Here is a 24,787-nt window from a genome sequence, read left to right on the forward strand (position 1 = left end):
GATCCGGCATGGTCGCCTTCGAGGGAAAAGAGGCGAGCTCGCGCAGCGCTTCGACCGTAGAGAACCGGCTCCCGACATATTGGGGAAGCAACCTCTGCCGCCCCCGATCCGACACACCGCAAACCTGCCGATTGGACATCTGCACATATATAAGCACCCGCAACATCGTTGCGGGTGCTGGGGTCATACGAGAGGCGAAAAATCAGCTGCGGGGGCCGAGATCTTCCTTCGCGGCCTTGTCGCGGGCGGCGTCGGCCACGCGCTCAACCGCATCCTCGACGCGATCCACGGCGGCATCGGCTGCGGAGCCTTCGCCGGGCGTTTCGCGATCCGCCGCGTCCTTCATCTTGCGGCTGGCCTCATCCGCATCGCGGCGCAGTTCTTCACCCACGGTGCGCGCCTCGTCCAAGGCGGCCCCGGCCACGCGTTCGGCCTTCGCCCGCTCCTCGTGGTAGACGGCCTCGGCCTCGTCATAAAGCCGGTCGCTGTACTCGCCGAAATGCTCGTCCTCGAACTTGGTGCGCGGCAGGGCGCTGGCCGTGAGGGCCCCGGCGGCGAGCGCGAGCGCGCCGACGATCAGCGGGTTCTCTTCGAAGAAGTCGACGGCCTTGTCGGCGCCGTCGCGGGCGCGGCGATTGACGTGCCCGCCAGCGCGGCGCAGGCTCTCGCCGGCGAGGATCGCGCGTTCACGGGCCGCGATGACGCGTTCGCGGGCCTCGGCGTTCATCCGTTCGGTGCCTTCCGAAAGCTGGGCGGCGATCTCTTTCGAACGGTCCCGCACCCTGGCGCCACCACGTGCGGCCCCGTCCTTGGCAGCATCCGCATGGTCGGATGCGGTTTGTGCGCCGTGGTGCAGGTAGTTCTCGGTACGGTACCACTTGGCCTTGGCCTTTTGCGAGGCCGACAGACCCTGCGACGGCGGGCCGACTTCGCCGGCCGGAACCGGACCGCGCGGCGGGGTGAAGCTGGCATCGGTGGGATTGCCATAGCGCGGATCGTCCTCGCCTTTCGCCGAGACGCGGGTCGCGCTGTCGGCGATGCGGTCGGCCGAGGGGCCCTTGCCGATCATCAGCCAGCCGAGACCGACCGCGGTGACGCCGAGCGCCAGCGGGTTGGCACGGGCAGCCTCCATGGTCGACTTGCCGAAATCGCTGCCGTGACGACCGAGATTGTCGGTCAGGCTGCGGAAGAGGGTGTCGGGGGTGAAGGTCGATTCAAGCGAGCGGATGGTGCTCTGCAACTCAGCGCGGTTGCGTTCCAGCTCGTGTTCGATCTCGTCGGGGGTGCGTCTGTCAGTCATTGCTCATTTCCTTTACGACGACGTCGCGATCCCGCTCGAGGTTACGACGGGTCCGGGTCGGTGCGAGCGAGGCGAGCTTGAGGCTGCCCTGGCCCGATTTCACGAGGATCAGCGCGATGATGAACAGCACGCCTCCGACGATCACGGCCGACCACAGCGGCGAAAGACCGGCTTCCGCGATCGCGGCCACGGCGGCCCCGGCAAGCACGTTGAGTGCGACCAGCAGAAGGACAATGCCCCCTACCATCATGCCCACGGCGGTGCCGGCCTTTTTCACGTTCTGGTCAAGCTCGGCGCGGAACAGGTCCATCTCGCCGCGCATCAGCGCGATGATCTGCTGGATCGCTTGGCTGAGCAGGTTGCCCGTGTCGCGGATGTGGGTGCGCTCGCCCTGCGGCGTGCGGGTATCGGTGTCGGACATCAGTTGTCTCCCGGCGTGAGGTGATTGGCGGGGATCGCGGGCGTCGCCATGGCGTCATCGGTGCGGGTGCCCGGTGCGGTGGCGGGCGCCGCCGTCGGCGTGCGCGGCTGGGCCGGAGCCGGAGCCGAAAGCGCGTCGTCGTGCGCGGTTTCGTCGGGGCGGCCGTGGCTCGAGGCCCGGGCGAACCGCGTCGCGGCGAAGCCGGTCAGCGCGGCGCCTGCGAGGAACCCGAACGGGTTGCGGCGGGCGAAGGCGCTGACATCGGAGGCGAGATCGGCGAGATCCCGGTCGCGGATGGCGTCGGACATGCTGGAAAAGCTGGTCGCTGCTTTGCCGAAGGCCTGTTCCTGCGCCGAGCCGCCGCGGAGTTCCGAGGCCGCGGTGCTCAGGGCGTGCGCGATCGAGGACAGCTCGGAGGCAACACCCGTCTTGGCGCGATCGGCCTGGTGGCTGGCCTCTTCGCGTGCGCGGCTGCTCACGCTTTCGGCGGCGTCGCGGGCGTCCTGATGAAGGCGTTCGGCAGAGCGCTTCAGGTCGTCGCCTGCCTCCTTCCCGACATCGCGGGGAGTGTCATCGGTGTGTTGCATGTCGCTCTCAGTCTGTTTCTGGTTGCGGCGGGGAGCCGAAACCGGGTTGCCGTTTGAAGCCGGATCCGCCGCGCGAGCGTCTGGGCAAACCAAGGCCGTCCCGTCGACGCTGGGTCGATGGAGAAGCCGCGTATAAGCTTGGTAGGCGGCCGGGCCGCGATCCGTGTGGTTATGTTTCATTAACCCCGCGGCGGTCGGTGGGGTTCCTGAGGGGCAAGTGTTTTTTCGAGGCCCAACGCCGATGGGAGATGCGGTGGGAGCTTCCGATGGGGCCTGTGAGGAGGGTCGCGTCGGCGACGCGGGCGTTGGCGTGTCCTGTCGGACGGGCTGGCAGTACGAACAACGTTAGGTTGCGCCCTGCGCGCTTCCCTGTGTCGGAGGACCGGATCGCCTCCGCTTGGGTCCTGCGCATCGTCACGCCGCTCGGTGACTCGCTTCGCCGGGCGCCGGCTGCCGTTCGGGCGACTCGCGCGGGTGAAGGCGTGACGACGTGGCGGGGGAGGCCTCTCGGCAGCCTGGGAATGCGTAAGAAATTGAAAGGTAACGCAAGAGTTGTGCCGAGCTGCCTCTCGCGTCGGTGAGGGGCGATTTGTGCTGTGAGAATAACGCCCACTTTGCGCTGGAGCAAAGTCGACCGGCCAGAACGGGTGTCTTCTGCTCGCGAACCACAATCCTGCGGGAAAAGGAGACAGAAGATGCTGACCCGGAGAGCCGCCCTGATGGGCGCTGCGGGGATCGCCGCGATCCCAGTGCTGGCAAAGGCCGCGAAGGCCGAGGAAATCATGGACACCTCGATCGCGGAGTCGGCGGACGTGTCCAGCCTTCAACGCATCAAGCGCCGGCTGGTGCGGCCGCCGATGGTCCACGAGCACGAGCAGATCGCCCCGGCAGAGCCGCGCATCGTCGAGTTCGAGATGCAGATCGTCGAGAAGGAGGTCGAGGTCGACAGCGGCGCCTACCTGCAGGCGATGACCTTTAACGGCTCGATCCCGGGTCCGCTGATGGTGGTGCATGAAGGCGATTACGTCGAGCTGACGCTCTACAATTCGCCCGAGAACCTCATGCAGCACAATATCGACTTCCATTCCTCCACCGGGGCCCTCGGCGGCGGATCTCTGACGCTGGTGAACCCGGGCGAGAAGACCACGCTGCGATGGAAGGCCACGCGCCCCGGCACCTTCGTCTACCACTGCGCCCCCGGCGGCCCGATGATCCCGTGGCACGTGGTCAGCGGGATGTCGGGCGCCGTCATGGTTCTGCCCCGCGGCGGTCTCACCGATCACAAGGGCGATCCGGTGAGCTATGACAAGGTGTTCTACATCGGCGAGAACGACTTCTACATTCCGAAGGACGAGAATGGCGAATACAAGCGCTTCGCCGATGTGGGCGAGAGCTATCCCGACACGCTCGAGGTGATGAACGGCCTGATCCCCACCCACGTGGTGTTCAACGGCAAGGTCGGCGCGCTGACCGGCGACAACGCGCTGCACGCGCGTCAGGGCGAGAAGGTGCTGTTCGTGCACAGCCAGGCCAACCGCGACACCCGCCCGCACCTGATCGGCGGCCATGGCGACCTCGTCTGGGAGAGCGGCAAGTTCAACAACCCGCCGGAACGCGATCTCGAGACCTGGTTCATCCGAGGCGGCTCGGCCGGGGCGATGCTCTACGAATTCCTCCAGCCCGGGGTCTATGCCTACGTGAACCACAACCTGATCGAGGCGGTGAACCTTGGCGCGACGGCACACGTGGTGGTCGAGGGCGAGTGGAACAACGACCTGATGGAGCAGGTGCAGGCGCCGGTCGAATACGACGCGGCCTATGAGGGCAAGACAGCTCTGCCATAAGGCGCCGCGGCGCCCCTCGGTAGGGGCGCCGGGATAAGGAGACGCGGGGCGGTGGGCGCAGGCCGACCGCCCCGTCTGTGTCAGGAGGCTTGCCATGAAACCGTTTCTCTTCGTCGCAGGGGCCACCGCGCTGGCGCTGCTTGTGGCGGCTCCCCTGATGCTGGCAAGGCACGACGCGGCGGAGGCCCCCTTCGCCCCCGTCGCGCTTGTCGAGGTGCCGGGCGGGTCGATCGCGTATCGTCCGTTCGGGAGCTTTTCCCGCGCGGCCCGGAGCGTGGCGCCCGACCCGGTCGCGCGCGACATCGCAGGTTTCGAGATCATGAAGTATCAGGTCACCCGGGACCAATACGCGGCCTGCGTCGCGGCGGAGGCCTGCGCGAAGGTGTCCCCAACCGGCGGCGGGGTGCCTCAGACCGGGGTCAACTGGCAGGATGCCACGGATTTCGCGCGGTGGTATTCCAAGGTCAGCGGCGAAAGCTGGCGCTTGCCGACGGCGATGGAATGGCAGCACGCAGCAGCGGAGCGCTATGGCGATGCCACCGTGGCCGGGGGCGATCTCGATCCCGGCGAGCGGATGCTGGCGAACTACCGGGCCGGCGTCCTGTTGCGGGGCACCGCGAGCCCGGCGCTGCGGCCGACCGGCAGTTTCGGCGTGAATTCCCGGGGATTGGCGGACGTGTCGGGCAATGTCTGGGAGTGGACCGATACCTGCATGGAAAGGGGCACGCTGAACGACGACGGCTCGATCGCCGCGAGCGAGCCCTATTGCTGGGTCCGGATCGCGGGCGGCATCCACCGGGCCGCCATCGTCGACATCGTGCGCGATGCCAGCGTCGGCGGCTGCGCGGTCGGCCTGCCGCCGGATCACCTGGGCTTCCGGCTGGTGAGGGCGTCGGAGTAGCCACGACGGGCAAAGCGGCTTTGGCGGCGCCGAGGTAGCCCTCCCGGCGCCGCGGGTGCCTCACGATGCCTGACTGAAACGCGCCCCTTCGGGAACATGGGCATCGAACTGGCGCGCGATGATCCGGGTCAGGGCGCGTACCTCCGGCGGGATCGACACCATCGTACCGCTGCCCTCGACCATGTCGCCGAAGCGCTCGCGCAGCAGGGCAACCTCGGGGCGCAGCGCGTCCACAGCATCACCGTGGGCCTCCCGCAGAGCCTCGAGGTCCAGTCGGAAATCGCACATCAGCATCTCGATCGCGCGGGCCCGAAGGAGATCGTCCTCGGTCATCACGTGGCCCCGCGCGCCGGCCAGCTCTCCGGCCTCGATGCGCTGGACATAGGCCGGCGTGGCGGCGGCGTTCTGGATGTACTCGGTGGGCAGGCGCGAGATCGAAGAGGCCCCGAGGCCGATGAGCGTGGCGCAGCTGTCATCCACATAGCCCTGGAAATTTCGGCGCAGGCGACCGCTCTGCGCGGCCACGGCGAGGCCATCTTCGGGGCGGGCGAAGTGGTCGATGCCGATGCTCTCAAGCCCCGCCTCCACGAACCGGCGCGCCGCCCGCTCGGAAAGCCGATAGCGCTCGAGATCCTTGGGCAGGGCGTCCTCGTCAATCAGCTGCTGACGCTTCGACATCCACGGCACATGGGCGTAGCCGAAGAGCGCGATGCGGTCGGGCGACAGCTCCAGCACCTTGGACACGGTGTCATCCAGCCGCGCAAGGTCCTGATGCGGCAGGCCATAGACGAGGTCCGCGTTCAGCGAGCGGATGCCGGCTGCGCGCAGGTCCGCGACGCAGTCGCGCGTCATGTCGAAGGGCTGCAACCGGCCGATGGCTTGCTGCACCTCCGGGTCGAAATCCTGAATTCCGATGCTGGCGCGGTTCATGCCTTCGGCGGCCAGCGCGGCGACCTTGTCGCCATCCACCATGGTGGGGTCGATCTCGACCGAGAATTCCCAGTCATCCGTGTGCGGGATCACCGCCTTCACCGCGCGGGCCAGCCGGTGGATCAGGGAAGGCGGCAGGATCGTCGGCGTGCCGCCGCCCCAATGCATCCGGCCCATGCGCAGCCCGTCGGGCAGGGTGCTGGCGAGCAGGGCCAGCTCCTGTTCCAGCGTGCCGATGTAGCTTTCCACCGGGCTCAGGGTCTTGGTTCCCTGCGTGCGGCAGGCGCAGAACCAGCAGAGCCGCTCGCAGAACGGAATGTGGATATAGACCGACACGGGGTCTGCCGGGTTCAGCGCGGCAAGAGCCGTCGCCTGTACTGTGGCGCCCACGTTGGGCGAGAACACCGGAGCGGTGGGATAGGAGGTATAGCGGGGCACCCGGGTCTCGAAGAGGCCGAAGGATCTGAGGCGGTCGATCTGTTTCATGCGCCCGGTATGCAGCTTTCCGGCGCCCCGGACTTTGCGCCGGATCAAGGTCAGAGCGGGAAAGGCGACACGCCGATAACGAACGCGTGAAGATGCAGGAGCGCGACCCACAGCACCAGCCCGATGCCGGCCCGTATCGCCGTTCCGCGGGCATTGGCCCGCAGCCAGCCGCGGTTGATCAGCGGGGCGGGCGACAGGATCGCGGTCTTGGCAAAGAACGCCCCGGCGTCGCTGGCAAGCGCGCGGCGGGCGCGCGCATCGAAGGTGAAGATCGCGGCCAGCGCCATGACGAGGAAGCTGCCAAACAGGATCACCATGGCCAGATCGCCGTTCGGTGCCAGATGCGCCCCGGACCATAGCGCCAGCGCCAGAAACAGCGGATGGCGCGAGACCGCGGCAAAGCCCGGCCTTGCGGGGTCGAACGCGGCGCCGCGCCTTCCGCCGAGGGTGAAGGGCTGGCGAAGTCCGAGGCCGCAGGCCACGAGGATCAGGGCCAGCGGCATGGCGAGGTTCGGCACCCAGCGGGTCCAGGGCAGCTGCGGCCAGAGCTCGACATGCGGCGCGCGGATCGCGGCGGAGATCACCCAGACCAACAGCGCGATGGACAGTGTCCCGTAGGCGCTGAAATATACCCTCCGGCCGACCGCGCCGATCAGCCGCTCACGCAGACCGCCGAGGCGCGGCAGGAAATGGCTCGCCACGAACAGGGCCAGCGCGAGAGTGTATTCGGTCCATCCGGTCATGATCCCTCCGCCCGTTTCTTCAGCCGTTCGATGTGGCAGGCGAAGGCATAGGTGGCGGGTAGGCCGATGACCAGACCTCCGGCGGCAGCCTGCCACGGGGTCAGGACCGGCCAGCCCAGCCACGAGCCGATCAGCGAGGCGAAGAACAGGTTCACCCCCATTGCGCCGGCCCCGAACGGATACAGCGCGGCGACAAGTCTCACGGAGGGTCTCATCGCCGGCTGACCATCCATTGCACCGCCGCCAGCGCCACGACGAGCGCGATGGAGCCGATCAGGAACCAGAACTCCGCCGTGTCGGTCTGCGGCTGCGGGATGGGGCGGTCGAAGGCCTCGGCGAAGGCCGGGGCGGGAAGGATCGTGGCAAGGGCGAGAATGCGTTTCATGTCAGCTCTCCATGGTCAGGGTCTGGTAGATGTCGGGCAGGGCGCCGGGCAGGCGTTCCGGGTGCGGCAGCAGGGTAAAGCCGGCGCGGCCGAAGATGCGGGCGAACCAGTCCTGCCCGTCGGCATCGACGATCACGCCATGCACCGCCTGCCCGAGCGCGCGGGCCTCGCGAACCGCCATGCGGCTGTCCTCGATGCCGTGCTGGCCCTCGTAGTGGTCGAGGTCATTGGGCTTGCCGTCGGTCAGCACCAGCAGCAGACGGCGGGTGGCGCCCTCCTCGGCGAGCTGGGCCGAGACGTGCCGGATCGCGGTGCCGAGCCGCGTGTAGTGGCCCGGTGTCAGCCCGCCGATCCGCGCCGTGACCGCCGAGGACATCGGCTCCTCGAAGGTCTTGCAGCGGTGCACGAACACCCGGTCGCGGCGCAGAGAGGAAAAGCCCCAGATGCCCAGCCGGTCGCCGGCGGTGTCGATGCCCTGCGCGAGGGCGGCGAGCGCCTCGCGCGCGACCTCAATCACCGAGGTTTCGCCGATGGCGGCCTCGGTCGAGCGGGAGCAGTCCATCAGGATGGCCACGGACAGGTCACGCGCCATCGGGCGGCTCGATTGCCAGACCCGGTCGCTGCCCTCGTGGCCGCAGGCGATGTCGGTGCGCGAGGTGACGACCGCATCGAGGTCCAGATCGTCGCCGTCGACCTGCCGGGGCAGCATCACGCGGCGGGGATGCAGCGGCGCGAACTGGCGCTTCACCCGGGCAACGAGTTTCGGGTCCGGGGCATAGCTGTGGCGCGGTTTCGCCTCTGCCTCGAGCACGCGGGCATGGGCCGGCATGTAGGCGCCGCTGCGGCGGTTCCATTCGGGATAGACATAGGTGCCGGCGAGCCGCTCGTGCTCGGCGTCCTGCGGCGAGAGGTCCAGCGACAGCCGCAGCCGCGTCGCGGCGCGTTTCAGGGTCTGCGACAGGCTCAGGTGGTCCTGATCCTCGGCGGCCTTGGCGGCGTTGTCCTGATCGTCGTCATCCACCATCCGGTTCAGGTTGAGGCTCTCCGCCCAGGACATGATGGTCTCGAAGCGGTGGATGATGAAGCTGTCGTTGCGGTTGGCCTGGTCGCGCTCCTCGCGGCGGGCGTCCTTGCGGGTCGCCACCGCCATGGCGGCGCCCGGGTTCTGCGGGTCGTCGGGCGCGCCCTTGCCGGTCTTCAAGTCGTGCCGCAGGCGCAGCCAGATCGGCACCGGCGCATAGCTGCGATAGCCCCGCGGCGCCGGGCAGGTGACGCACTCGCGCGCGTCCGAGGGGCCTGCGAGCTGGTCGAGGATCAGGCGTTCGAGCCCCGCCTCGCAGCGCGGCAGGCCGCTGCGCCGGCGCGTCTGCACGATGTGGCGGCAGAGGCTGTCATGGACCGCGCGCAGCCCCGGGCAGGCGGCATAGGCGCGGTCCGAGGCGGCGGCCAGCGCCGCGATCTCGGCACGGTCGGCGGCCAGCGGATCGGCCTCGCGCGGCGGGATGTCGACGCAGGCGGCAAGGGCCGCCAGCCAGAGATAGCAGGCGCGGTTGAGCTCGCGCGACGGGAAGCTGTCGATCACCGGAGGCAGGCGCAGGCGATCGCCGTCGAAATCGGCCACATGCGCCTTCTCGCGCGGGGTGCCGATGCGGCGGATGCGGTCGGGGCGGTGATCCGAGGTGACGAGCGGGGCGGGGGTGACCTCCACCCCCGCGCTGCCGCCAAGCGCCCGGAAGAGCGTCGCGGCGGAGCGGTGCATCTCCGCGAAGGTCACGGCGCGGGCGGCATCGCCCCCCGCCGCGCCCCACCGCGAGGCCATGTCGTGCCAGAGATTGCCGACGGTTTCCTCCGGTTCCATCAGGTCGAGAACGTGCAGCATCGTCGTCACCCGTAGATCACGGCGGCGAGGTCGCGCAGCGCCTGTTGCGTGTCCGGCTCGTCGCTGAGAGGCTCGATGATCGCGGCCTCGAGCGCGCGGTCCACCGACATGCCCCCGGCGATCATCGTCGCGGCGTAGATCAGCAGGCGGGTCGAGACCCCTTCCTCGAGATCCATCCCCGACAGGCCGCGGATCTTGCCCGCGAGCCGCACCAGCGCGGTGGTGCGGGCCGCGTCGAGGCCGCTTTCGCGCGCCACCACCGGGATTTCCACCTCGGGCGACGGGAAGTCGAAGCCAATGGAGAGAAAGCGCTGCCGGGTTGAGGGCTTCAGCTTTTTCAGAATGTTCTGATAGCCGGGGTTGTAGCTCGCCACGAGCATGAAGGAGGCAGGCGCGTGCAGCTCCTCGCCGGTGCGGTCGATCACCAGACGACGGCGGTCGTCGGTGAGCGGGTGCAGCACGACGGTCACGTCCCTGCGGGCCTCGACCACCTCGTCGAGATAGCAGATCCCGCCCTCGCGCACGGCCCGGGTCAGGGGGCCGTCCACCCAGACGGTTTCGCCGCCCTTGAGCAGGTAGCGCCCGATCAGGTCGGCGGCGGAGAGGTCGTCATGGCAGGCCACGGTGTGCAAGGGCAGCTCGAGCCGCGCCGCCATGTGTTCGACGAAGCGCGTCTTGCCGCAGCCGGTGGGCCCCTTCAGAAGAAGGGGCAGACCGTTGGCATGGGCCGTCTCGAACACCGTGCACTCGTCGGCGGCGGCCTGGTAGAACGGCAGGCGGGGGGGTTGAATGTCTTTCATCGATCACTCTCCCGGAACGGCCGCGTCTTTGATCACGGGGCCGGGTTTGACCACCTCGCGGCGCACCACGAGCATGGCGTAGATGAACAGGATCGCGCCGATGACCACCGCGACACCCGAGCCGAAGCGCATCACGTAGAACAGGCCGAGCTGGTCCTGAACGTCCATGTAATAGTCGCCCACGATGCGCTGCATGTGCGTCTGGATGGTGCCGGCGAAGGTCAGCGTGAAGGTCATGAAGGCCATGCCGCCGGTCATCAGCCAGAAAGAGGCCATGTTGAGCACCTGGTTATACGGTGCGCGGCCCTTCAGCACCGGCATCGCGTAGCTGAACATCGCGAGGTTGAGCGCGACATAGGCCCCGTAGAAGGAGAGGTGTCCGTGCGCCGCGGTGATCTGCGTGCCGTGGGTGTAGAAGTTCACCCCGTGCAGCGTGTGCAGGAACCCCCAGACGCCCGCACCGAAGAACGCGACGGTGCTTGACCCGAGCGACCACAGCAGCGCGGCCTTGTTGGGGTGGTTCTTGCGCCCCTTCCACACCATGATGACGGCGAAGGACATCATCGCGAAGAACGGCACCACCTCGAAGGTCGAGAAGATCGAGCCGATCCACTGCCAGTATCCGGGCGTGCCGATCCAGTAGAAGTGGTGCCCGGTGCCGAGGATGCCCGAGAACAGCGCGGTGGCGACGATGACATAGAGCCACTTCTCGATCACCTCGCGGTCCACGCCCGTGAGTTTCAGCATCAGGAAGCCGAGGATCGCGGCCATCACGAGCTCCCAGGTCGCCTCGACCCAGAGGTGCACGACGAACCACCAGTACATCTTGTCGAGCGACAGGTTGTCGGGGTTGATGAAGGCGAAGACCCAGAGCAGGCAGAGCAGCCAGAGCCCCATCATCAGGATGTTGGTGATGGCGGTCTTGCGCCCGGCAAGGAAGGTCAGCGAGAGGTTTACGAGGAAGATCACCGCCGCCACGAGGATGCCGACCTTGACCCAGAGCGGCTGCTCGAGAAACTCGCGCCCGCCATGGATGCCCACGAGGTAGGACCCCACCGCCCCAAGCGTGCCGACCACGAGGATCGCCAGCTGGAGGTAGGCCAGCTTGACCGAGAATATCTCGCGCTCGCTTTCCTCGGGCACGAGGTAGTAGGCCGCGCCGAAGAAGCCCAGCAGCAGCCAGACGATCAACGCGTTGGTGTGGATCATCCGCACGATGTTGAAGGGCAGAACCTCGGACAGCGTGTTGGGCGAGACGTAGATCCAGCCCAGCAGCAGCCCGCCCAGCACCTGGATGGCGAACAGGCCCATCGCCGCGATGAAATAGGCGTAGGCCACCTTTTGCGATTGGTATTTCATTGATGTGTCTCCTGTTTCCCGATCAGCCGGCGTCGTTCGGCGGCCAGTTCTGGGTGTCGGTCTGATCGGCCCAGCGGAGGAATTCCGCGAGCGCGCGCATCTCCTCGTCGGTGATCTCGAAGGACGGCATCTGGCGGCGCCCCTCGATGCCGGAGGGTTGGGCCTTCATCCAGCCGTCGAGGATCTCGTAGGCCAGTTCGGGATCCTCGGTGGCGCCCCAGCGGGTCATCACGTTGCCGAGTTCCGGGGCGAAATAGGCGCCCTCGCCGTGAAGGGTGTGGCAGTTGATGCAGGAATGGCGTTCCCAGACGTGCTTGCCGTGGCGGACCTCGTCGGTGAGTTCCATCCCGGCGGTCGCGGTCTGGGTGATGTGGCGGTGGCTTTGCGCGGTCAGGGCCACGAACACGACCACGAAGAAGATGGATCCTCCGTAGAACACGTTCCTGGCCCGCGCTTTGGTGAGTATTTCTGACATGTCGCGGTCCCGACGATTTATTGCGGATACGCGAGACCTAAGGGGAGCTGTCCGGTCGCTTGTTGTGTCAGCGCAAAGAACTTGGCGAAAGCCGCGGGCAGGGTGGCGGGGAAAGGACTTCTTTATGCGCCGCCGACCGGACACCGATGATCCTGATCTGCCGCTGGCGGATCTCTTCGCGCTCTGGCCCGAGGTGGCACGCGCGTTTCTGGACCGGGGGATGCTCTGCCCCGGCTGCCCGATCGCGCCGTTTCACACGCTCACCGAGGCCTGCCTGGAATACGATCTCGACGAAGACACGTTCCGAAGCGCGATCGTCTGCCGGCCGGTGCGGTGAGAGTGCGCGCCAGCAGGGCGGTCTCAGTCGGTCGCGTTGCTGAGCACGACCAGCCGGTGCGGATCGGTGACGACGATGTGCTTTCGGGTCGACCGGACCATGCCCGCCTTCTCCCAGGCCGAGAGCAGCCGGCTCACGGTGTGGAGGGTGGTGCCGGTCATGTCCGAGATGTTCTGGCGCGTGACCGGAAAGGCGATCTCGAGCCCCTTGTCGGTCTTTCTCCCGCTCTGGTTGACCATGCGAAGCACCGCGGCGGCCACGCGCTTTTCCACCGCCTGCGTCGCCAGTTCGGTCAGGGTTTCCTGGATCTGGCCAAGCCGCGAGCCGAGCGTCTTGTAGCTTTCCGTGGCGAAGCCCTCGTATTTCGCAATGAACTCGGGCCAGAGCCGCACCGGCCAGGACAGCGCGATCGATTCGGCCGCCGCGACCGACGTGGCGGGGTAGGTGTCGCGCTCGAGCGCCGGGGCGATGCCGAAGAGCTGCCCGGGCGAGATATGCAGCACGATGATCTGGTCGCCGCCCGGGGTGGTGCGGATCACCCGCAGATAACCGTCCAGCAGCAGGAAGAAGCGATCGGCCTCATGGCCCTCGCGGAAAATGGCCGCGCCCTCCTCATAGCGGCGCGAACTGGCCTGATCGAGGATCTCTCGGATCTGCGATCTGCCGAGGCGCGAGAACGGCGGCAGGTCGCTCAGAAGGCTTTCATCGAGCTTCGACACGTTTTGGTCCGCGAGTTTGATCAAGAGCAATGTTCAGACGCCCGTCTTAGACCAGAAGGGTGGCAGGCGAAACAAGCGGACAACAAAGAAAGGATGTTCCGATGTTTGCGAAAATGATGATGGCCGCCGCCCTTGCTGCGAGCGCTACGGTTGCCGGTGCGGAGACCATCGAGATCGAGATGCTGAACCGCGGCGAGGCCGGTGCGATGGTCTTCGAGCCGGCCTTCGTGAAGGCGGAGGCCGGCGACGTGATCCGGTTCGTGCCCACCGACAAGGGGCACAATGCCGAGAGCATCGACGGGATGCTGCCCGAGGGGGCCGAAGCCTTCAAATCCAAGATGAACAAGGAGTTCGAATTCACCGCCACCGAGGAGGGGCTCTACGGCGTCAAGTGCACCCCGCACTACGCCATGGGCATGGTGGCCCTGATCCAGGTCGGGGATGCGGTGAACCTCGACGCCGCGGCTGACGTCAAACAGCGCGGAAAGTCGAAGGACCGCATGGCGGAGCTGCTTGAACAGGTCGAATGATCCCGCGTCCCTCGGGCGTTCGACCGATCCCGGGCGGTGCCGAGCGCACCGCCCGATTGTCTTCCGGAGCGGAGGAATTCCATGCCCCACCCTGAGCGTTACCGTGGCCCGGCGCTGCTGTCTTATGGCTTCCGGCCCTTCTTCCTGGCATCTGCGCTCTTCGCGCTTGTTGCGATCCCCGCTTGGTGGCTGATCTGGCGCGGAGAGATCGCAGGTGCCGGCCATTTCCTTCCCACCGACTGGCATGTGCACGAGATGGTCTTCGGCTATGGCGCCGCCGTCGTGGCCGGGTTCCTGTTCACCGCGGTGCCGAACTGGACCGGGCGCCTGCCCACCCGCGGCTGGCCGCTCGCGTTGCTTCTGGCGATCTGGCTGGCCGGACGCGTTGCGGTTGCCGGAGGTCTGAGGCTTGGTCCGATGGCGGTGGCAGCCGTCGACCAGACGTTCCTTCTCGCGGTCGCGGCGATGATCGCGCGGGAGATCGTCGCCGGCAGGAACTGGCGCAATCTCAAGGTCCTGCTGCCGGTGTCGCTCCTGTGGCTCGCCAACCTGCTGTTCCATGTCGAGGCGATGGCGGAGGGGAGCGCGGATCTCGGGCGCCGGCTGGGTCTTGCGCTGCTGATCTTCCTGATCCTGCTGATCGGCGGGCGGGTGGTGCCCAGCTTCACCCGCAACTGGCTGGTGCAGCGCGGCGCGCCCCGGTTGCCCGTGGCCTTCAACCGCTTCGATGCGCTCTGCCTCGTGTCCGGCGCGGCGGCTTTGATCGTCTGGGTGATCGCGCCTTACGGCACGGCCTGTGCGGCGCTTGGCGTGGCGGCGGCCCTCCTGCACCTGATCCGGCTTGGCCGCTGGCGGGGCGTGGCGACCTGGCGCTCACCGCTTCTGCTGATGCTGCACCTCGCCTACCTGATGGTGCCGCTCGGGTTCGCAGCGGCAGCGGCGGCGGCACTGGGTGTCGCCGGTCCGGCTGGCGCGGCGCATATCTTCGGGATCGGGGCCGTGGGCGGAATGACCGTCGCGGTGATGATGCGCGCGACGATGGGGCATACCGGGCGCCCGCTGACGGCGGGCCCGGCACTCACCGCCGCCTTCGCGCTCGTGGTCGCCGCCTGCGCCGCGCGCGTGGCCGGCCCGGTCGTGCGATTGGGGACGCTCGATGGGATCGACCTTGCGGCGGCGCTCTGGACCGCCGGGTTCGCCCTGCTCGTCTGGCGGATTGGTCCGTGGCTTGCCCGCCCACGACTGGCACGGAAGGTGCCGAGTTCACCTCCACGCTGAGGCCCTGTGCCTTGGACGACGGGGGAGCGAGCGCGGCGTATGTAATGCGCCCCCGGTACAGGCCGCCCGCTCCCCCGCGCAGCGCTTTCGAGCGCGGGCCTCTGGTCAGTCTGGCCGACCTCGGCGCAACAGCGCGCGAGGTCGGCCAAGCCGCCTCAGTGTCCCGAGGGGCCAAAGCTCACCCCCAGAGGCTCACCAGCCAGAAACTCAGCCCGGGCACCGCGATCAGCAGGCCGATGCGCGTGAACTCGGAGATGATGAACGGGATCGTGCCCTTAAAGATCGCCTTGGTGGGAATGTCCCGGGCGATGGCCGAGATGATGAACAGGTTCATGCCCACCGGCGGCGTGATCATTCCGACCTCGACCACCACGAGGGTGATGATCCCGAACCAGAGTGCCTGCTGTTCCGGAAGCAATCCGAAGTCGAGGCTCATCATCGTGGGAAAGAACACCGGCACCGTCAGGACGATCATCGACAGGCTGTCCATCACGCACCCCATCACGAGATAGAACAGGACGATGAGCAGCAGCACGGACATCGGCGCGATCTCTGCCGCCGAGAACCAGTCCGCGAGCGTCATGGGCAGACGGGAGAGCGCGACCGCAACGTTGAAGATGTCGGCGCCGAAGATGATGACGAAGATCATCGCGGTGGCACCGGCGGTGTCCACGAGGCTCTCGATCAGCGCGCCGAAGGTCAGCGTGCGGCTGCATATGCCGGCAAGCGCCGTGAGCACCACGCCGATGGAGGCGCCCTCCGCAGGCGTGAAGAACCCGCCGTAGATGCCCCCGAGGACGATGATGAAGATTCCGACGATATGCCAGATCTGCCGAAGGCTCGCCAACCGGGTCTTGAGCGGGGCACGGTCCTGTTTCGGGGCCGCATCCGGGAAGATCCTGACATAGACCGCGATCGCGATGATGAAGCCGAGGACGGCCAGAATTCCGGGAATGGTGGCCGCGAGGAACAGCTTCACGATGTTCTGCTCGGTCAGCAGGGCATAGATGATGAGGACGATCGACGGCGGGATGAGAATGCCCAGCGTGCCGCCTGCCGCCAGTGCGCCCGAGGACAGGGCAGGGCTGTACCTGTGCTTGCGCATCTCCGGCAGGGCGACCTTGGCCATGGTCGATGCAGTGGCGATCGAGGAGCCGGAAATCGAGCCGAACATCGCGCAGCCGGCGACCGCCGCCATGGCGAGGCCCCCGCGCCAATGCCCGATCCACGCGTTGGACGCCGCAAACAGCGCCGAGGAGATCCCGGTCCGCGTCGCAAGGTGCCCCATGAGGATGAAGAGGGGAACGATGGCCAGATCATAGGACAGGAACTTGTCCGGCCAGGCGGTGGAGAGATAGGCCTGCAGGCTGGCAAAGCTCGACAGCGACACGTAGCCGACCGCGCCGACCACGGCCATGGCGAGGCCGATCGGCGCGCGCAACACGATCGCGACCAGAAGCACCGCGAGGAGGAGAAGAGAAAGTGTGGTGGGGTCCAAGATTAGTCTCCTGATCCGGACTCGGCCATGGCCCTGGGCCAGGCGACTTGGGAAAGGGCGATGACGCACGAGATTGCCGACCCGAGCAGCGCCGGCAGGAAGGTCCACCAGAGCGGGAGCGACAGCAGCATGGTGCGGTCACCGTAGTCCCGGCTCTCCAGCATTCCGTGGAACGTCAGGAACGCGAGGCACGCCCAGCCGGCGGCGAAGAGCAGCAGCCAGAGCCAATCGAGCCCCCGCTGCGCGCGCGACGGCAGCCAGTTGGTGAACAGATCCACCATCACGTGGCCCCGGTTCAACTGACACAGCGGCAGGAAGAGACCGGCGGCAAACGCGCAGGACATCTCCACGAGTTCGAAGTCGCCGCGGATGCTGCCGAGGCCGAGGTTGCGCATCACGACAGAGATCGCGACCGTGATCGCCACGCCGAAAATGACAAGCCCGCCGAGGGCCGCCGGAACGCGCGAGATCCGGTCGAGCCAAACGGCCAAGGGGGAGCGAGCTCCCCCTTGGCGCGGCCAGATGTCTGACCAGTTGGACATGACCTCAGGCCCCCTGGTCGAGGAGTTCGTTCACGCGGGCGAGGATGGCCGTACCGTCATGGCCGGCCTCGTCGAGACGCGCGATCCAGTTGGCGTAGACGGGTTCTGCCGCCTCTTTCCAGGTGGCGATCTCGGCGGCGTCGATCTCGACGATTTCGTTGCCGGTCTCCTCCACCAGCTCTCGGCCCGCGGCCTCGAAGGACTCGTGCGTGACCTTGCCCATGTGGCACGACAGCTCGAGGCCGGAATTGTCGTCGATCAGCTTGCGCAGGTCGTCCGAGAGCGACTCGTAGGTCCGCTCGTTCATCAGCAGCGCATTGGTGTTGGCGTAGAGCCCGCGCGCACCGGCGGCGGCTTCGCTCGAGCTCTTGGTCAGTTCGTGCAGCTTGAACGGCGGGACGACCTCGTAGGGCAGGCAGCAGCCGTCGATGACCCCGTTGCTAAGGCCCACGACCATCTCGGTGACCGGGAAGAACACCGTCTCGGCACCCAGCGCGGTCAGAAGCTCGCCCATCCCGGCGTTGGGGCTGCGGATCTTCTTGCCCTGCAGGTCGGCTGCGGTCCGCACCGGCGCGTCGCGCATATGCAGCTTGCCGCCGTCATGGCTCCAGAAGGCCAGCGGCTTCATGCCACGGAACTCGCCTTCGCCGAACTCTTCCATCAGCTTGAACAGGGCGACCGAGGTTTCCTCGGCATCCTTGGCCATGAAGGGCAGCCCCATGGTCTCGGCCACCGGGTAGCGCCCGGTGGTGTAGGTCGGCAGAGCCCACGCGATGTCGGCCACGCCCTTTCTGACCTGATCCGCGAGCTGCGGCGGCTTGCCACCGAGCTGCATCGCCGGGAAGATCTGCACCTCGATCGCGCCGTCGGATTCCTCGGCGAGCTTCGCGGCCCATGGCAGGAAGACCTCGTTGTGCATCGGGGCGACGGCCGGCAGGAAGTGGTGCAGCCGCAGCGTGACTTCCGCGGCATGGGCACGGCCCATCAGCGCCGGGGTGGCCAGTGTCGCGCCGAGCCCTGCCAGAACATGGCGGCGGTTGAATGGAAGCTTGGACATGGGTTCCTCCCTTGTTTGGGTGTTGTGCGCACAGCCTGTCCGCTCCGTGCGCCGTAGTCTGGGGTTCGCGCGCCGAGATTGCGCGCGCGAACAAGCGCGTTGCGGGCCCCGGCCATCGTCACAGGTCTCCTCCCCTGACGCGCGGGCCCGCCTTTCGCCGTTACTCCGTCGGCAAGAGCTTTCCGGGGTTCATGAGGTTCGCGGGATCCAGGGCGGCCTTGATCGCCCGCATCGCGCAAAGCTGGCTCGGCTGCTTGTAGAGGCGCATCGCGTCCAGCTTGTCCTGACCGATGCCGTGCTCCGCCGAGAAAGATCCGCCGAGATCGCGCAGCTTTTCGTAGATGACATGCTTCGCACGCTCGAGAGGCAGGTCCGCCCACGCGGCCTCTCCCGATCCGAGAAGGGTGTAATGCAGGTTGCCGTCGCCGAGATGGCCAACCGTCGTCGGGCGGAAGCCGAGCGCCTGCATGGCCTCATCCATGCTGGTGACAAACTCGGGGATCTTCGCCAGCGGCAGGGAGACATCGGTGACGTAGATCGGACCCGAGGCCATCATCGCCTCGAGCGTGGCCTCGCGCAACTTCCAGAGGTCGAGCCTCTGCTGCTCGGACTGCGCGATCATCGCATCGAGTAGCATACCCTCGTCCATCAGGTCCTCGAGCGCGCTCAGGACCTCCGACTGCAACCGCGGCGCGCCATCCTCGTCGATCTCGGCGTCGACCTGACGGCTCGAGGCCACCTCGAAGAACACGCCGACCTCGGCGCGATCCTGCAGGGGCGGCTTGATCTCGGGGAAGGCGGCGCAGATCGTGTCCACCGCCTCACCGGACATGAACTCGAAGGCCTCGACATTGCCGCCGGTGCGATCCTGAAGCGCGTTCAGCGCGGGGGCGGCGGCCTCAAGGGATGACAGCGACAGGAAGGCCGCAGACCGCACCTTGGGCATGGGGAAGAGCTTGAACACGGCGGCGGTGATGATGCCGAGCGTCCCCTCCGCCCCGATGAGCAGGTGGCGCAGGTCGTATCCGGTGTTGTCTTTCCGCAATCCGGCCAGATCGTTCACGATCGACCCATCCGGCAGGACGGCTTCGATGCCGAGGCAAAGCTCCCTGGTCGTGCCGTAGCGAACCACGTTGGATCCGCCGGCATTCGTTGCCAGTGCGCCGCCGATCCGGCAACTGCCCTGCGCTCCGAATGTCAGCGGGAAGACCAGCTCGTGTTCCAGCGCGGTCTTCTGCATCAGCTCGAGAATGACGCCCGCTTCGACCGTGAGGGTGCGGGCTTGCGCATCGATGCCGCGAATGGCCGTCATCCTGTCCGTCGAGAGGACGACGCAGCGCCCCTCACCGGCGGGCACGCCACCCCCGCACAGGCCCGTTCGGCCCCCCTGAGGCACGATCGCGATGTTGTGCCGGGCACAAAGCGTCACGAGGTCCGAGACCTCCTGCGTGGAGGCCGGGCGCAGCACCGCGATGGCCCTGTCCCGCACCTTTCCCGTCCAGTCCTCGTGATACGGCTCGGTGGCGCTGGCCTCGGTGAGGACCCGCTCGGGACCGATCAAAGCCTCACATGCCCGAAGGAAAGCGTCATCGTCGGTCATGAGGGGGTCGGTCACGTGCTTCACAAGAATGCTCCAAAAAACGTCACGACGAGGGCCTGAAACCCGCCTTAAACTACCATGTTACACACTACCTAACGTTGTCAAGTGACATCTAACATGGTAGAATTTGACCGCTGGCGCGCGAAGGAGGGCAGGGCGATGGACCCGATTAAACCACCACAATCCCTCATGGAACTCACGGCGGAGCGGATCCGCGAAGCGATCATCCGGGGGGAATTGCCTCTGGGATCGAAGGTCTCGGAACAGAAGCTTGCCGACACGCTCAGGATCAGCCGCTCTCCGGTGCGCGAGGCCTTGGCGCTTCTACAGATCGAAGGCCTGATCCGGGTCCTGCCGAAACGGGGATCGTTCGTCTTCACGCCGGACGAGAAGACCGTCGATGACCTCTGTGACCATCGCTCCTGTCTGGAGCGGTCCTGTCTCGAGTTCGCGCTGGAACGGGACGCGGAGACGCTGCTCGTGCGGCTGCGCAAGGGGATCGACGAGATGCAGACGGCGATCTCGCGCAACGACTCGGTTGCGTACTCGATGGCCGATATGAGGTTTCACCGCGCCATCGTCGCGTGCAGCGGAAATCACTCGATGGCCAAGGTCTACGAGTCGACGATCGGGCCTCTGATGGCCCTTCGGACGCATCTGTTCACAGAGATGAAGGCGGATATCGACGTCTCAATGGCGCAGCATGTCGCCCTGCTCTCGGCCTGCGAGGCGCGCGACCTGGAGCTTGGGCAGGACATCATCAAGCAGCATGTGCGGAAGCTGACGGAGCATTATCGGGCCAGCGTGCAGGAGGAAACGCCGCGCGCGCCGCGCCGGGGGTCCTGACGCGACACCGCGCGCAATGCTCGCAGGCCGAAGGCCGGGCAACCTGATCCCGTGCACCCGGCCCGGGATGCGTTAGGGCGCCCTTCGCCGGTCGATGCCGCGTCGCCAAAGCGGCAGGGTCACCGGGGTCTCACCCTGCGATCACGAGGGTTCCGTCGACAACCGTCACCGGGACCGGGTCCAGACCGCAATCCGCGCCGTCGATCGCCTCGCCGCTCCCGAGGTCGAACCGCGCCCCATGGGCCGTGCAGAGCAGCATCTGCCCATCCGCGGACAGAAGCTGATCGCCGCGGTAATTCAGCGGTAGGTACTGGTGCGGGCAGGCGTTGACATAAGCGCGCACCTGCGCGCCATCGCGCGCCACGAGGAGGGGGAAGGCCCCCTTGTCGGTCTCGACCGTCAGCGCCGCGACGGCGCCCAGCGTCTCGAGATCGCAGACCCGCGTGCCCGGCGCAGGCGCGGTCGAATAATCCGTCCAGGCCATGAGGACCTCCGTAAGAAAACTGCGCGCCCCGAAGAGCGCGCAGCGACAGGATCGAACCGGAGTTACTCGGCCGGGCTGGCGCTCAGCACGCCGCGGCGCACCTGGTCTTCCTCGATCGACTCGAACAGGGCGCGGAAGTTGCCCTCGCCGAAGCCGTCATCCCCCTTGCGCTGAATGAATTCGAAGAAGATCGGCCCGATCACGGTTTTCGAGAAGATCTGCAGCAGGATCCGCGTCTCGCCGCCGCCGACGACCCCCTCGCCGTCGATCAGGATGCCATTTTTCTTCATCCGGTCAATCGGTTCCTCGTGGTCCTTCACGCGGCGGCGCGACATCTCGTAGTAGGTGTCAGGCGGGCCGGGCATGAAGTCCATCCCGGCGGCCTTGATCTGGTCCGTCGCGGTGTAGATGTCGTTGGAGGCAATGGCGATGTGCTGAATGCCTTCGCCCTTGTACTCCTTCAGGTACTCCTCGATCTGGCTGTGATCGTCGGTGGACTCGTTGATCGGGATCCGGATCTTGCCGTCGGGGCTGGTCAGCGCGCGGCTCACGAGACCGGTCTGCTTGCCCTTGATGTCGAAATACTTGATTTCGCGGAAATTGAAGGTCTCGTTGTAGAACTTGTACCACGTGTCCATGTTGCCGCGGATCACGTTGTGGGTCAGGTGGTCAAGGTAGAAGAAGCCGAAGCCCTCGGGGCGCGGGTCCGCGTCGCCCAGCCAATCGTAGTCGGCCTCGTAGGCGCTGCCCTCGTCACCGTAGGTGTCGATGAAATAAAGCAGCGACCCGCCGATGCCGTAGACCGCGGGCGCTTCGATGGACTTGCCGGAATCGGTGTATTCGGTTGCGCCCAGATCGAGCGCGCGCTTCAGGGCAACCTGCGCGTCGACCACGCGCCACGCCATCGCGGGGGCACAGGGGCCGTGCTCTTTGACGAACTCGGCGCCCTGGCTGTCGGGCTCGCCGTTCAGCAGGTAGTTGATGTCGCCCTGGCGGTAGAGCGTGATGTTCTTGGTCTTGTGCTTGGCGACCGGGACAAAGCCCATCTGGCGGAAGATCCGGTCGAGAACCTCCGGGTCTGGATGCGCATACTCGACGAACTCGAAGCCGTCGGTGCCTGCCGGGTTCGCGTCACTGATCGTGGCCTTGGGGGCGTCATGTGGGAAAGGACCCATGGTTTCCTCCGCTTGGTAGTGTCTATGTCCCCGCCATAGTGCCAGCGGAGCGGTGCACGGTGCTTGCAAAAGACACATTCATGAGGCAATTTTTACACGAAAGACGCACCGAATAGGGCGGGGGTGCACGAGATGGAGCTTGATAGCTTCGACATTGCGATACTTGGCGCATTGCAGCGGGACGGAAGCATGACCAACGCCGCCCTGTCGGATGTGGTGAAGCTCTCGGCCTCGCAATGCTCTCGCAGGCGGGCGGCGCTCGAAGCCGCGGGCATTATCGAAGGCTACATGGCCCGGCTGAATGCCGGAAAGCTGGGCTACGGCTTGCGCGCGATCACCCGCGTGAACCTGTCGAGCCATGGCCAGCAGAACGAAGGCAACTTCGCGCGCTTCGTTGAGCAACAGCCGCAGATCCGGGCGGCCTTCTCCGTGTCGGGCGATGCCGATTACATTCTCGATGTGCGGGTCCGGGATCTGGAGAGCTTTGCCGATTTCGTGCATCGCCACCTCCTGCCGCATCCGCAGGTGTCCCAGGTGCGCTCGGAGATCGTTCTGAAGACCCTGAAAGACGATCAGGGTCTCGCGCCGGCTTGAGGCGCATGGCGACCGTGCGCTTCTCCGGCTGTCCGGGGGTCATCCTGTTCGCGCGGCCGAGGGCCACCGGCGCGGTCCGATGGCCCTTGCTCACGGTCTCTCGTCAGACCCGCTCGCCACACGGGGCTGCGGCGCGATGAACCCGGTCGGGATGCGCCGCCGCAAAGGCAGGGTGGGCCGCACAGCTTGCCGCCACCGCCGCGATGCGGGGCAGGTGGGCATAGGCGATCCCCCACCGATCCGCGTTGTAGAGCTGGGGGATCAGGGCGCAATCGGCCATCGTGGGCCTGTCCGCATGGCAGAACGCCCCGGCAAAACCTGGGTGATCCAGCAGCGCCTCGAAAGCGTCCAGACCCGCCGCGATGGTCTCGCGGTTCCAGTCGGCGCGCGCCTCGGCGCCTGCCAGCGCCTCGACCCGGTTCAGCGTGCGCAGGTTCGACAGCGGATGGATCTCGCAGGCGATGGCCTGGCTCAGCCGGCGCACATGCGCCCGCTCGGCCGGCCGCTTGGGCAGAAGGGCAGGGGCCGGCCGGGTCTCCTCGAGATACTCGATGATCGCGAGGGACTGCGTCAGCACCAGCCCGTCGACCTCGAGCGCCGGAACCAGCCCCTGCGGGTTCAGCGCCAGATGGGCGCCGCTGCGCTGCGCCCCGGCGACCAGATCGACAGGCACCTGCTCGAAGCAGAGCCCCTTCAGGGCCAGCGCAATTCGTACCCGATAGGAGGCCGAGGAGCGCCAGAAGTCGTGCAGGATCATGCTCAGTCCCGGGCGGCGCGGATCGTGCCCGAACAGGGGCCGAAGCCGATGCTGTAGCCCTCGCCATGCGCCGTCGCGAACAGCGTGACCTCGTCGCCGTCCTCGAGGAAGGTCCGCGGCGCACCATCTACCGTCACCGGCGCCTTCCCACCCTGCGTCATCTCCAGCAGGGCGCCGGTCTGGTCGGGGGCCGGGCCGCTGATCGTGCCGGAGCCGAGCAGGTCGCCGACCCGCATCGGGCAGCCCGAGCTGGTGTGATGGGCCAACTGCTGGGCGCTGGAATAGTACATGACGTTGTAGTTCGTGCGCCCCATGACCTGACCGTTCATGCTCCAGCCGATCTCGAGGTCGTAGAGACCCGGGCGGCTCTCGTGCAGGTAGGGCAGGAGCGGGTTGACGCGGTCGGCGCCGGCGCTGCGGAACGGCTCGAGCGAGGCCTGCGTGACGATCCACGGGCTGATGGTGGTGCCGAGCGCCTTGGACTGGAACGGCCCCAGCGGCTGATACTCCCACGCCTGCACATCGCGGGCCGACCAGTCGTTCAGCAGGACATAGCCGAAGATCATCTCCTCGGCCTCGTCCACGCTGACGCGGCTTCCCATCGGGTTCGATCCGCCGACGATGGCGCCCAGCTCGAGCTCGAGATCCAGCCGTCGGCAGGGGGCCCATTCGGGGCCGGTCTCGCCCTTTAGCTGGCCCATGGGGCGGCGGATCGGGGTGCCGGAGACCACGACCGACGAGGCGCGACCGTTGTAGCCGATCGGCATGTGGGTCCATTGCGCGGGAAGCGCATCCTCGGGGCCGCGGAACAGCACGCCCACGTTGAACGCGTGGTTTTTCGAGGCGTAGAAGTCGGTGAATTCCGTCACCTGAATCGGCAGGTGCAACGTTGCATCGGACAGGGCTACCAGCGGCAGGTCACGGTTGCCATCCTCGGCGAGCAGCGCTGTCAGGCGCGCGCGCACCTGATCCCACATCGACCGGCCCAGAGCCATGAAGCCGTTCAGCCGGGGCTCTGCGAAGGTGCCCTTCGCATCGACGAGTCCCTGCGCCTCGCAGGCGGCAAGGTCGAGGATCCTGTCACCGATGGCCACCCCGCAGCGGGGGGCCTTGCTCGCTAGGGAAAACACGCCATAGGGCAGGTTGTTGAGGGGGAAGGGACACTCCGCGACGTTCGCGCTTTCGATCCAGGACCGCAGCAATGCCATGCGCCGTCTCCTTTGTCGTTCCGGGTATTGATGTCATCGACGGGAGAGAGGG

General features: G+C 67.0%; 27 protein-coding genes. 7 read left to right on the forward strand and 20 right to left on the reverse strand.

What is annotated here, in order from left to right:
• Nucleotides 1-202: 202 nt before the first annotated feature.
• From LCM15_RS12385 to LCM15_RS12395, 3 genes are read right to left on the reverse strand one after another with little or no spacing between them, the layout of a single operon-like run.
• Entirely contained in the window at nucleotides 203-1,300 is a 1,098-nt protein-coding gene (locus tag LCM15_RS12385; protein WP_224856838.1) for a DUF3618 domain-containing protein, read from the reverse strand.
• Entirely contained in the window at nucleotides 1,293-1,721 is a 429-nt protein-coding gene (locus tag LCM15_RS12390; RefSeq protein WP_224856839.1) for a phage holin family protein, read from the reverse strand. The genes LCM15_RS12385 and LCM15_RS12390 overlap by 8 nt, the downstream gene beginning before the upstream one ends.
• Nucleotides 1,721-2,308, reverse strand: a complete 588-nt coding sequence (locus LCM15_RS12395) for a hypothetical protein (protein WP_224856841.1) — start codon at nucleotides 2,306-2,308, stop codon at nucleotides 1,721-1,723. The genes LCM15_RS12390 and LCM15_RS12395 overlap by 1 nt, the downstream gene beginning before the upstream one ends.
• Nucleotides 2,309-3,003: 695 nt before the next feature.
• On the opposite strand from LCM15_RS12395, the gene nirK reads away from it, so the two are divergent.
• Complete coding sequence (gene nirK, locus LCM15_RS12400; RefSeq protein WP_224856843.1) at nucleotides 3,004-4,152, forward strand: copper-containing nitrite reductase; 1,149 nt, start codon at nucleotides 3,004-3,006, stop codon at nucleotides 4,150-4,152.
• 94 nt (nucleotides 4,153-4,246) lie between these two features.
• On the forward strand, nucleotides 4,247-5,053 hold the full coding sequence (locus tag LCM15_RS12405) for a formylglycine-generating enzyme family protein (protein ID WP_224856845.1): 807 nt from the start codon (nucleotides 4,247-4,249) through the stop codon (nucleotides 5,051-5,053).
• 60 nt (nucleotides 5,054-5,113) lie between these two features.
• Here the strand turns inward: LCM15_RS12405 and hemN are convergent, their stop codons facing one another.
• Genes hemN through LCM15_RS12445 form a run of 8 tightly spaced genes read right to left on the reverse strand, consistent with a single transcriptional unit; the run spans nucleotide 5,114 to nucleotide 12,110 of the window.
• Nucleotides 5,114-6,469: an oxygen-independent coproporphyrinogen III oxidase gene (hemN, locus tag LCM15_RS12410; RefSeq protein ID WP_224856847.1), complete on the reverse strand. Its 1,356-nt coding sequence runs from the start codon at nucleotides 6,467-6,469 to the stop codon at nucleotides 5,114-5,116.
• 50 nt (nucleotides 6,470-6,519) lie between these two features.
• Nucleotides 6,520-7,212, reverse strand: a complete 693-nt coding sequence (locus LCM15_RS12415; protein WP_224856849.1) for an NnrU family protein — start codon at nucleotides 7,210-7,212, stop codon at nucleotides 6,520-6,522.
• Nucleotides 7,209-7,427 carry an NnrT protein gene (locus LCM15_RS12420; protein WP_224856851.1) on the reverse strand — a complete coding sequence of 73 codons (219 nt, stop codon included), beginning with the start codon at nucleotides 7,425-7,427 and terminating at the stop codon, nucleotides 7,209-7,211. Before LCM15_RS12420 ends, LCM15_RS12415 begins: the two co-directional genes overlap by 4 nt.
• Nucleotides 7,424-7,597: a hypothetical protein gene (locus tag LCM15_RS12425; RefSeq protein ID WP_224856853.1), complete on the reverse strand. Its 174-nt coding sequence runs from the start codon at nucleotides 7,595-7,597 to the stop codon at nucleotides 7,424-7,426. The genes LCM15_RS12420 and LCM15_RS12425 overlap by 4 nt, the downstream gene beginning before the upstream one ends.
• Before the next feature lies 1 nt (nucleotide 7,598).
• Nucleotides 7,599-9,476 carry a nitric oxide reductase activation protein NorD gene (locus LCM15_RS12430; protein WP_224856855.1) on the reverse strand — a complete coding sequence of 626 codons (1,878 nt, stop codon included), beginning with the start codon at nucleotides 9,474-9,476 and terminating at the stop codon, nucleotides 7,599-7,601.
• 5 nt (nucleotides 9,477-9,481) lie between these two features.
• Entirely contained in the window at nucleotides 9,482-10,276 is a 795-nt protein-coding gene (locus LCM15_RS12435; protein ID WP_224856857.1) for a CbbQ/NirQ/NorQ/GpvN family protein, read from the reverse strand.
• Nucleotides 10,277-10,279: 3 nt separating this feature from the next.
• Nucleotides 10,280-11,635: a cbb3-type cytochrome c oxidase subunit I gene (locus tag LCM15_RS12440; RefSeq protein ID WP_224856859.1), complete on the reverse strand. Its 1,356-nt coding sequence runs from the start codon at nucleotides 11,633-11,635 to the stop codon at nucleotides 10,280-10,282.
• 22 nt (nucleotides 11,636-11,657) lie between these two features.
• Entirely contained in the window at nucleotides 11,658-12,110 is a 453-nt protein-coding gene (locus LCM15_RS12445; RefSeq protein ID WP_224856861.1) for a c-type cytochrome, read from the reverse strand.
• A 124-nt stretch (nucleotides 12,111-12,234) separates the two neighbouring features.
• On the opposite strand from LCM15_RS12445, the gene LCM15_RS12450 reads away from it, so the two are divergent.
• Nucleotides 12,235-12,447, forward strand: a complete 213-nt coding sequence (locus tag LCM15_RS12450; protein WP_224856863.1) for a DUF1858 domain-containing protein — start codon at nucleotides 12,235-12,237, stop codon at nucleotides 12,445-12,447.
• Nucleotides 12,448-12,470: 23 nt separating this feature from the next.
• Here LCM15_RS12450 and LCM15_RS12455 read toward each other — a convergent pair whose 3' ends face one another.
• Nucleotides 12,471-13,166 (reverse strand): Crp/Fnr family transcriptional regulator, encoded by a 696-nt coding sequence (locus LCM15_RS12455; RefSeq protein ID WP_224856864.1) that lies wholly within the window; start codon nucleotides 13,164-13,166, stop codon nucleotides 12,471-12,473.
• A 101-nt stretch (nucleotides 13,167-13,267) separates the two neighbouring features.
• Here LCM15_RS12455 and LCM15_RS12460 point away from each other — a divergent pair, with 101 nt between their 5' ends.
• The gene (locus tag LCM15_RS12460) at nucleotides 13,268-13,696 is read left to right on the forward strand and encodes a pseudoazurin (protein WP_224856865.1); all 429 of its coding nucleotides are present in this window, start codon (nucleotides 13,268-13,270) and stop codon (nucleotides 13,694-13,696) included.
• A gap of 81 nt (nucleotides 13,697-13,777) precedes the next feature.
• Complete coding sequence (locus LCM15_RS12465; protein WP_224856866.1) at nucleotides 13,778-14,974, forward strand: NnrS family protein; 1,197 nt, start codon at nucleotides 13,778-13,780, stop codon at nucleotides 14,972-14,974.
• A 178-nt stretch (nucleotides 14,975-15,152) separates the two neighbouring features.
• Here the strand turns inward: LCM15_RS12465 and LCM15_RS12470 are convergent, their stop codons facing one another.
• The 4 genes from LCM15_RS12470 to LCM15_RS12485 all read right to left on the reverse strand — a co-directional run bounded on the left by LCM15_RS12470 (nucleotide 15,153) and on the right by LCM15_RS12485 (nucleotide 19,671).
• Nucleotides 15,153-16,472, reverse strand: a complete 1,320-nt coding sequence (locus LCM15_RS12470; RefSeq protein WP_224856867.1) for a TRAP transporter large permease — start codon at nucleotides 16,470-16,472, stop codon at nucleotides 15,153-15,155.
• Between the two features lie 2 nt (nucleotides 16,473-16,474).
• Nucleotides 16,475-16,963 carry a TRAP transporter small permease gene (locus LCM15_RS12475; protein WP_224856868.1) on the reverse strand — a complete coding sequence of 163 codons (489 nt, stop codon included), beginning with the start codon at nucleotides 16,961-16,963 and terminating at the stop codon, nucleotides 16,475-16,477.
• A 55-nt stretch (nucleotides 16,964-17,018) separates the two neighbouring features.
• The gene (locus LCM15_RS12480) at nucleotides 17,019-18,071 is read right to left on the reverse strand and encodes a TRAP transporter substrate-binding protein (protein WP_224856869.1); all 1,053 of its coding nucleotides are present in this window, start codon (nucleotides 18,069-18,071) and stop codon (nucleotides 17,019-17,021) included.
• Between the two features lie 160 nt (nucleotides 18,072-18,231).
• Nucleotides 18,232-19,671: an FAD-binding oxidoreductase gene (locus tag LCM15_RS12485; protein WP_224856870.1), complete on the reverse strand. Its 1,440-nt coding sequence runs from the start codon at nucleotides 19,669-19,671 to the stop codon at nucleotides 18,232-18,234.
• Between the two features lie 159 nt (nucleotides 19,672-19,830).
• Here LCM15_RS12485 and LCM15_RS12490 point away from each other — a divergent pair, with 159 nt between their 5' ends.
• Entirely contained in the window at nucleotides 19,831-20,517 is a 687-nt protein-coding gene (locus tag LCM15_RS12490; protein ID WP_224856871.1) for a GntR family transcriptional regulator, read from the forward strand.
• 130 nt (nucleotides 20,518-20,647) lie between these two features.
• Here LCM15_RS12490 and LCM15_RS12495 read toward each other — a convergent pair whose 3' ends face one another.
• Nucleotides 20,648-21,001, reverse strand: coding sequence for a Rieske (2Fe-2S) protein (locus tag LCM15_RS12495; protein WP_224856872.1), 354 nt, complete (start codon nucleotides 20,999-21,001; stop codon nucleotides 20,648-20,650).
• Nucleotides 21,002-21,063: 62 nt separating this feature from the next.
• Nucleotides 21,064-22,176 (reverse strand): 4-hydroxyphenylpyruvate dioxygenase, encoded by a 1,113-nt coding sequence (gene hppD, locus LCM15_RS12500; RefSeq protein ID WP_224856873.1) that lies wholly within the window; start codon nucleotides 22,174-22,176, stop codon nucleotides 21,064-21,066.
• Between the two features lie 132 nt (nucleotides 22,177-22,308).
• Between hppD and LCM15_RS12505 the strand changes: the two genes are divergently transcribed.
• Complete coding sequence (locus LCM15_RS12505; protein WP_224857219.1) at nucleotides 22,309-22,770, forward strand: Lrp/AsnC family transcriptional regulator; 462 nt, start codon at nucleotides 22,309-22,311, stop codon at nucleotides 22,768-22,770.
• A gap of 103 nt (nucleotides 22,771-22,873) precedes the next feature.
• Here the strand turns inward: LCM15_RS12505 and maiA are convergent, their stop codons facing one another.
• Both maiA and fahA read right to left on the reverse strand, forming a co-directional pair.
• Nucleotides 22,874-23,527: a maleylacetoacetate isomerase gene (gene maiA / locus LCM15_RS12510; protein WP_224856874.1), complete on the reverse strand. Its 654-nt coding sequence runs from the start codon at nucleotides 23,525-23,527 to the stop codon at nucleotides 22,874-22,876.
• A gap of 2 nt (nucleotides 23,528-23,529) precedes the next feature.
• Nucleotides 23,530-24,735 (reverse strand): fumarylacetoacetase, encoded by a 1,206-nt coding sequence (fahA, locus tag LCM15_RS12515; protein WP_224856875.1) that lies wholly within the window; start codon nucleotides 24,733-24,735, stop codon nucleotides 23,530-23,532.
• Nucleotides 24,736-24,787: the final 52 nt, after the last annotated feature.

Origin of the sequence: Salipiger bermudensis (genome assembly GCF_020171625.1) — a bacterium.
Taxonomy (GTDB): Bacteria; Pseudomonadota; Alphaproteobacteria; order Rhodobacterales; family Rhodobacteraceae; genus Salipiger; species Salipiger bermudensis_B.

Excerpts from the sequence above, each read along its gene's own strand:
- LCM15_RS12385 (WP_224856838.1), bottom strand. The coding sequence starts at position 1,300 with ATGACTGACAGACGCACCCCCGACGAGATCGAACACGAGCTGGAACGC.
- LCM15_RS12390 (WP_224856839.1), bottom strand. The coding sequence starts at position 1,721 with ATGTCCGACACCGATACCCGCACGCCGCAGGGCGAGCGCACCCACATC.
- LCM15_RS12395 (WP_224856841.1), bottom strand. The coding sequence starts at position 2,308 with ATGCAACACACCGATGACACTCCCCGCGATGTCGGGAAGGAGGCAGGC.
- nirK (WP_224856843.1), top strand. The coding sequence starts at position 3,004 with ATGCTGACCCGGAGAGCCGCCCTGATGGGCGCTGCGGGGATCGCCGCG.
- LCM15_RS12405 (WP_224856845.1), top strand. The coding sequence starts at position 4,247 with ATGAAACCGTTTCTCTTCGTCGCAGGGGCCACCGCGCTGGCGCTGCTT.
- hemN (WP_224856847.1), bottom strand. The coding sequence starts at position 6,469 with ATGAAACAGATCGACCGCCTCAGATCCTTCGGCCTCTTCGAGACCCGG.
- LCM15_RS12415 (WP_224856849.1), bottom strand. The coding sequence starts at position 7,212 with ATGACCGGATGGACCGAATACACTCTCGCGCTGGCCCTGTTCGTGGCG.
- LCM15_RS12420 (WP_224856851.1), bottom strand. The coding sequence starts at position 7,427 with ATGAGACCCTCCGTGAGACTTGTCGCCGCGCTGTATCCGTTCGGGGCC.
- LCM15_RS12425 (WP_224856853.1), bottom strand. The coding sequence starts at position 7,597 with ATGAAACGCATTCTCGCCCTTGCCACGATCCTTCCCGCCCCGGCCTTC.
- LCM15_RS12430 (WP_224856855.1), bottom strand. The coding sequence starts at position 9,476 with ATGCTGCACGTTCTCGACCTGATGGAACCGGAGGAAACCGTCGGCAAT.
- LCM15_RS12435 (WP_224856857.1), bottom strand. The coding sequence starts at position 10,276 with ATGAAAGACATTCAACCCCCCCGCCTGCCGTTCTACCAGGCCGCCGCC.
- LCM15_RS12440 (WP_224856859.1), bottom strand. The coding sequence starts at position 11,635 with ATGAAATACCAATCGCAAAAGGTGGCCTACGCCTATTTCATCGCGGCG.
- LCM15_RS12445 (WP_224856861.1), bottom strand. The coding sequence starts at position 12,110 with ATGTCAGAAATACTCACCAAAGCGCGGGCCAGGAACGTGTTCTACGGA.
- LCM15_RS12450 (WP_224856863.1), top strand. The coding sequence starts at position 12,235 with ATGCGCCGCCGACCGGACACCGATGATCCTGATCTGCCGCTGGCGGAT.
- LCM15_RS12460 (WP_224856865.1), top strand. The coding sequence starts at position 13,268 with ATGTTTGCGAAAATGATGATGGCCGCCGCCCTTGCTGCGAGCGCTACG.
- LCM15_RS12465 (WP_224856866.1), top strand. The coding sequence starts at position 13,778 with ATGCCCCACCCTGAGCGTTACCGTGGCCCGGCGCTGCTGTCTTATGGC.
- LCM15_RS12480 (WP_224856869.1), bottom strand. The coding sequence starts at position 18,071 with ATGTCCAAGCTTCCATTCAACCGCCGCCATGTTCTGGCAGGGCTCGGC.
- LCM15_RS12485 (WP_224856870.1), bottom strand. The coding sequence starts at position 19,671 with ATGACCGACGATGACGCTTTCCTTCGGGCATGTGAGGCTTTGATCGGT.
- LCM15_RS12490 (WP_224856871.1), top strand. The coding sequence starts at position 19,831 with ATGGACCCGATTAAACCACCACAATCCCTCATGGAACTCACGGCGGAG.
- LCM15_RS12495 (WP_224856872.1), bottom strand. The coding sequence starts at position 21,001 with ATGGCCTGGACGGATTATTCGACCGCGCCTGCGCCGGGCACGCGGGTC.
- hppD (WP_224856873.1), bottom strand. The coding sequence starts at position 22,176 with ATGGGTCCTTTCCCACATGACGCCCCCAAGGCCACGATCAGTGACGCG.
- LCM15_RS12505 (WP_224857219.1), top strand. The coding sequence starts at position 22,309 with ATGGAGCTTGATAGCTTCGACATTGCGATACTTGGCGCATTGCAGCGG.
- maiA (WP_224856874.1), bottom strand. The coding sequence starts at position 23,527 with ATGATCCTGCACGACTTCTGGCGCTCCTCGGCCTCCTATCGGGTACGA.
- fahA (WP_224856875.1), bottom strand. The coding sequence starts at position 24,735 with ATGGCATTGCTGCGGTCCTGGATCGAAAGCGCGAACGTCGCGGAGTGT.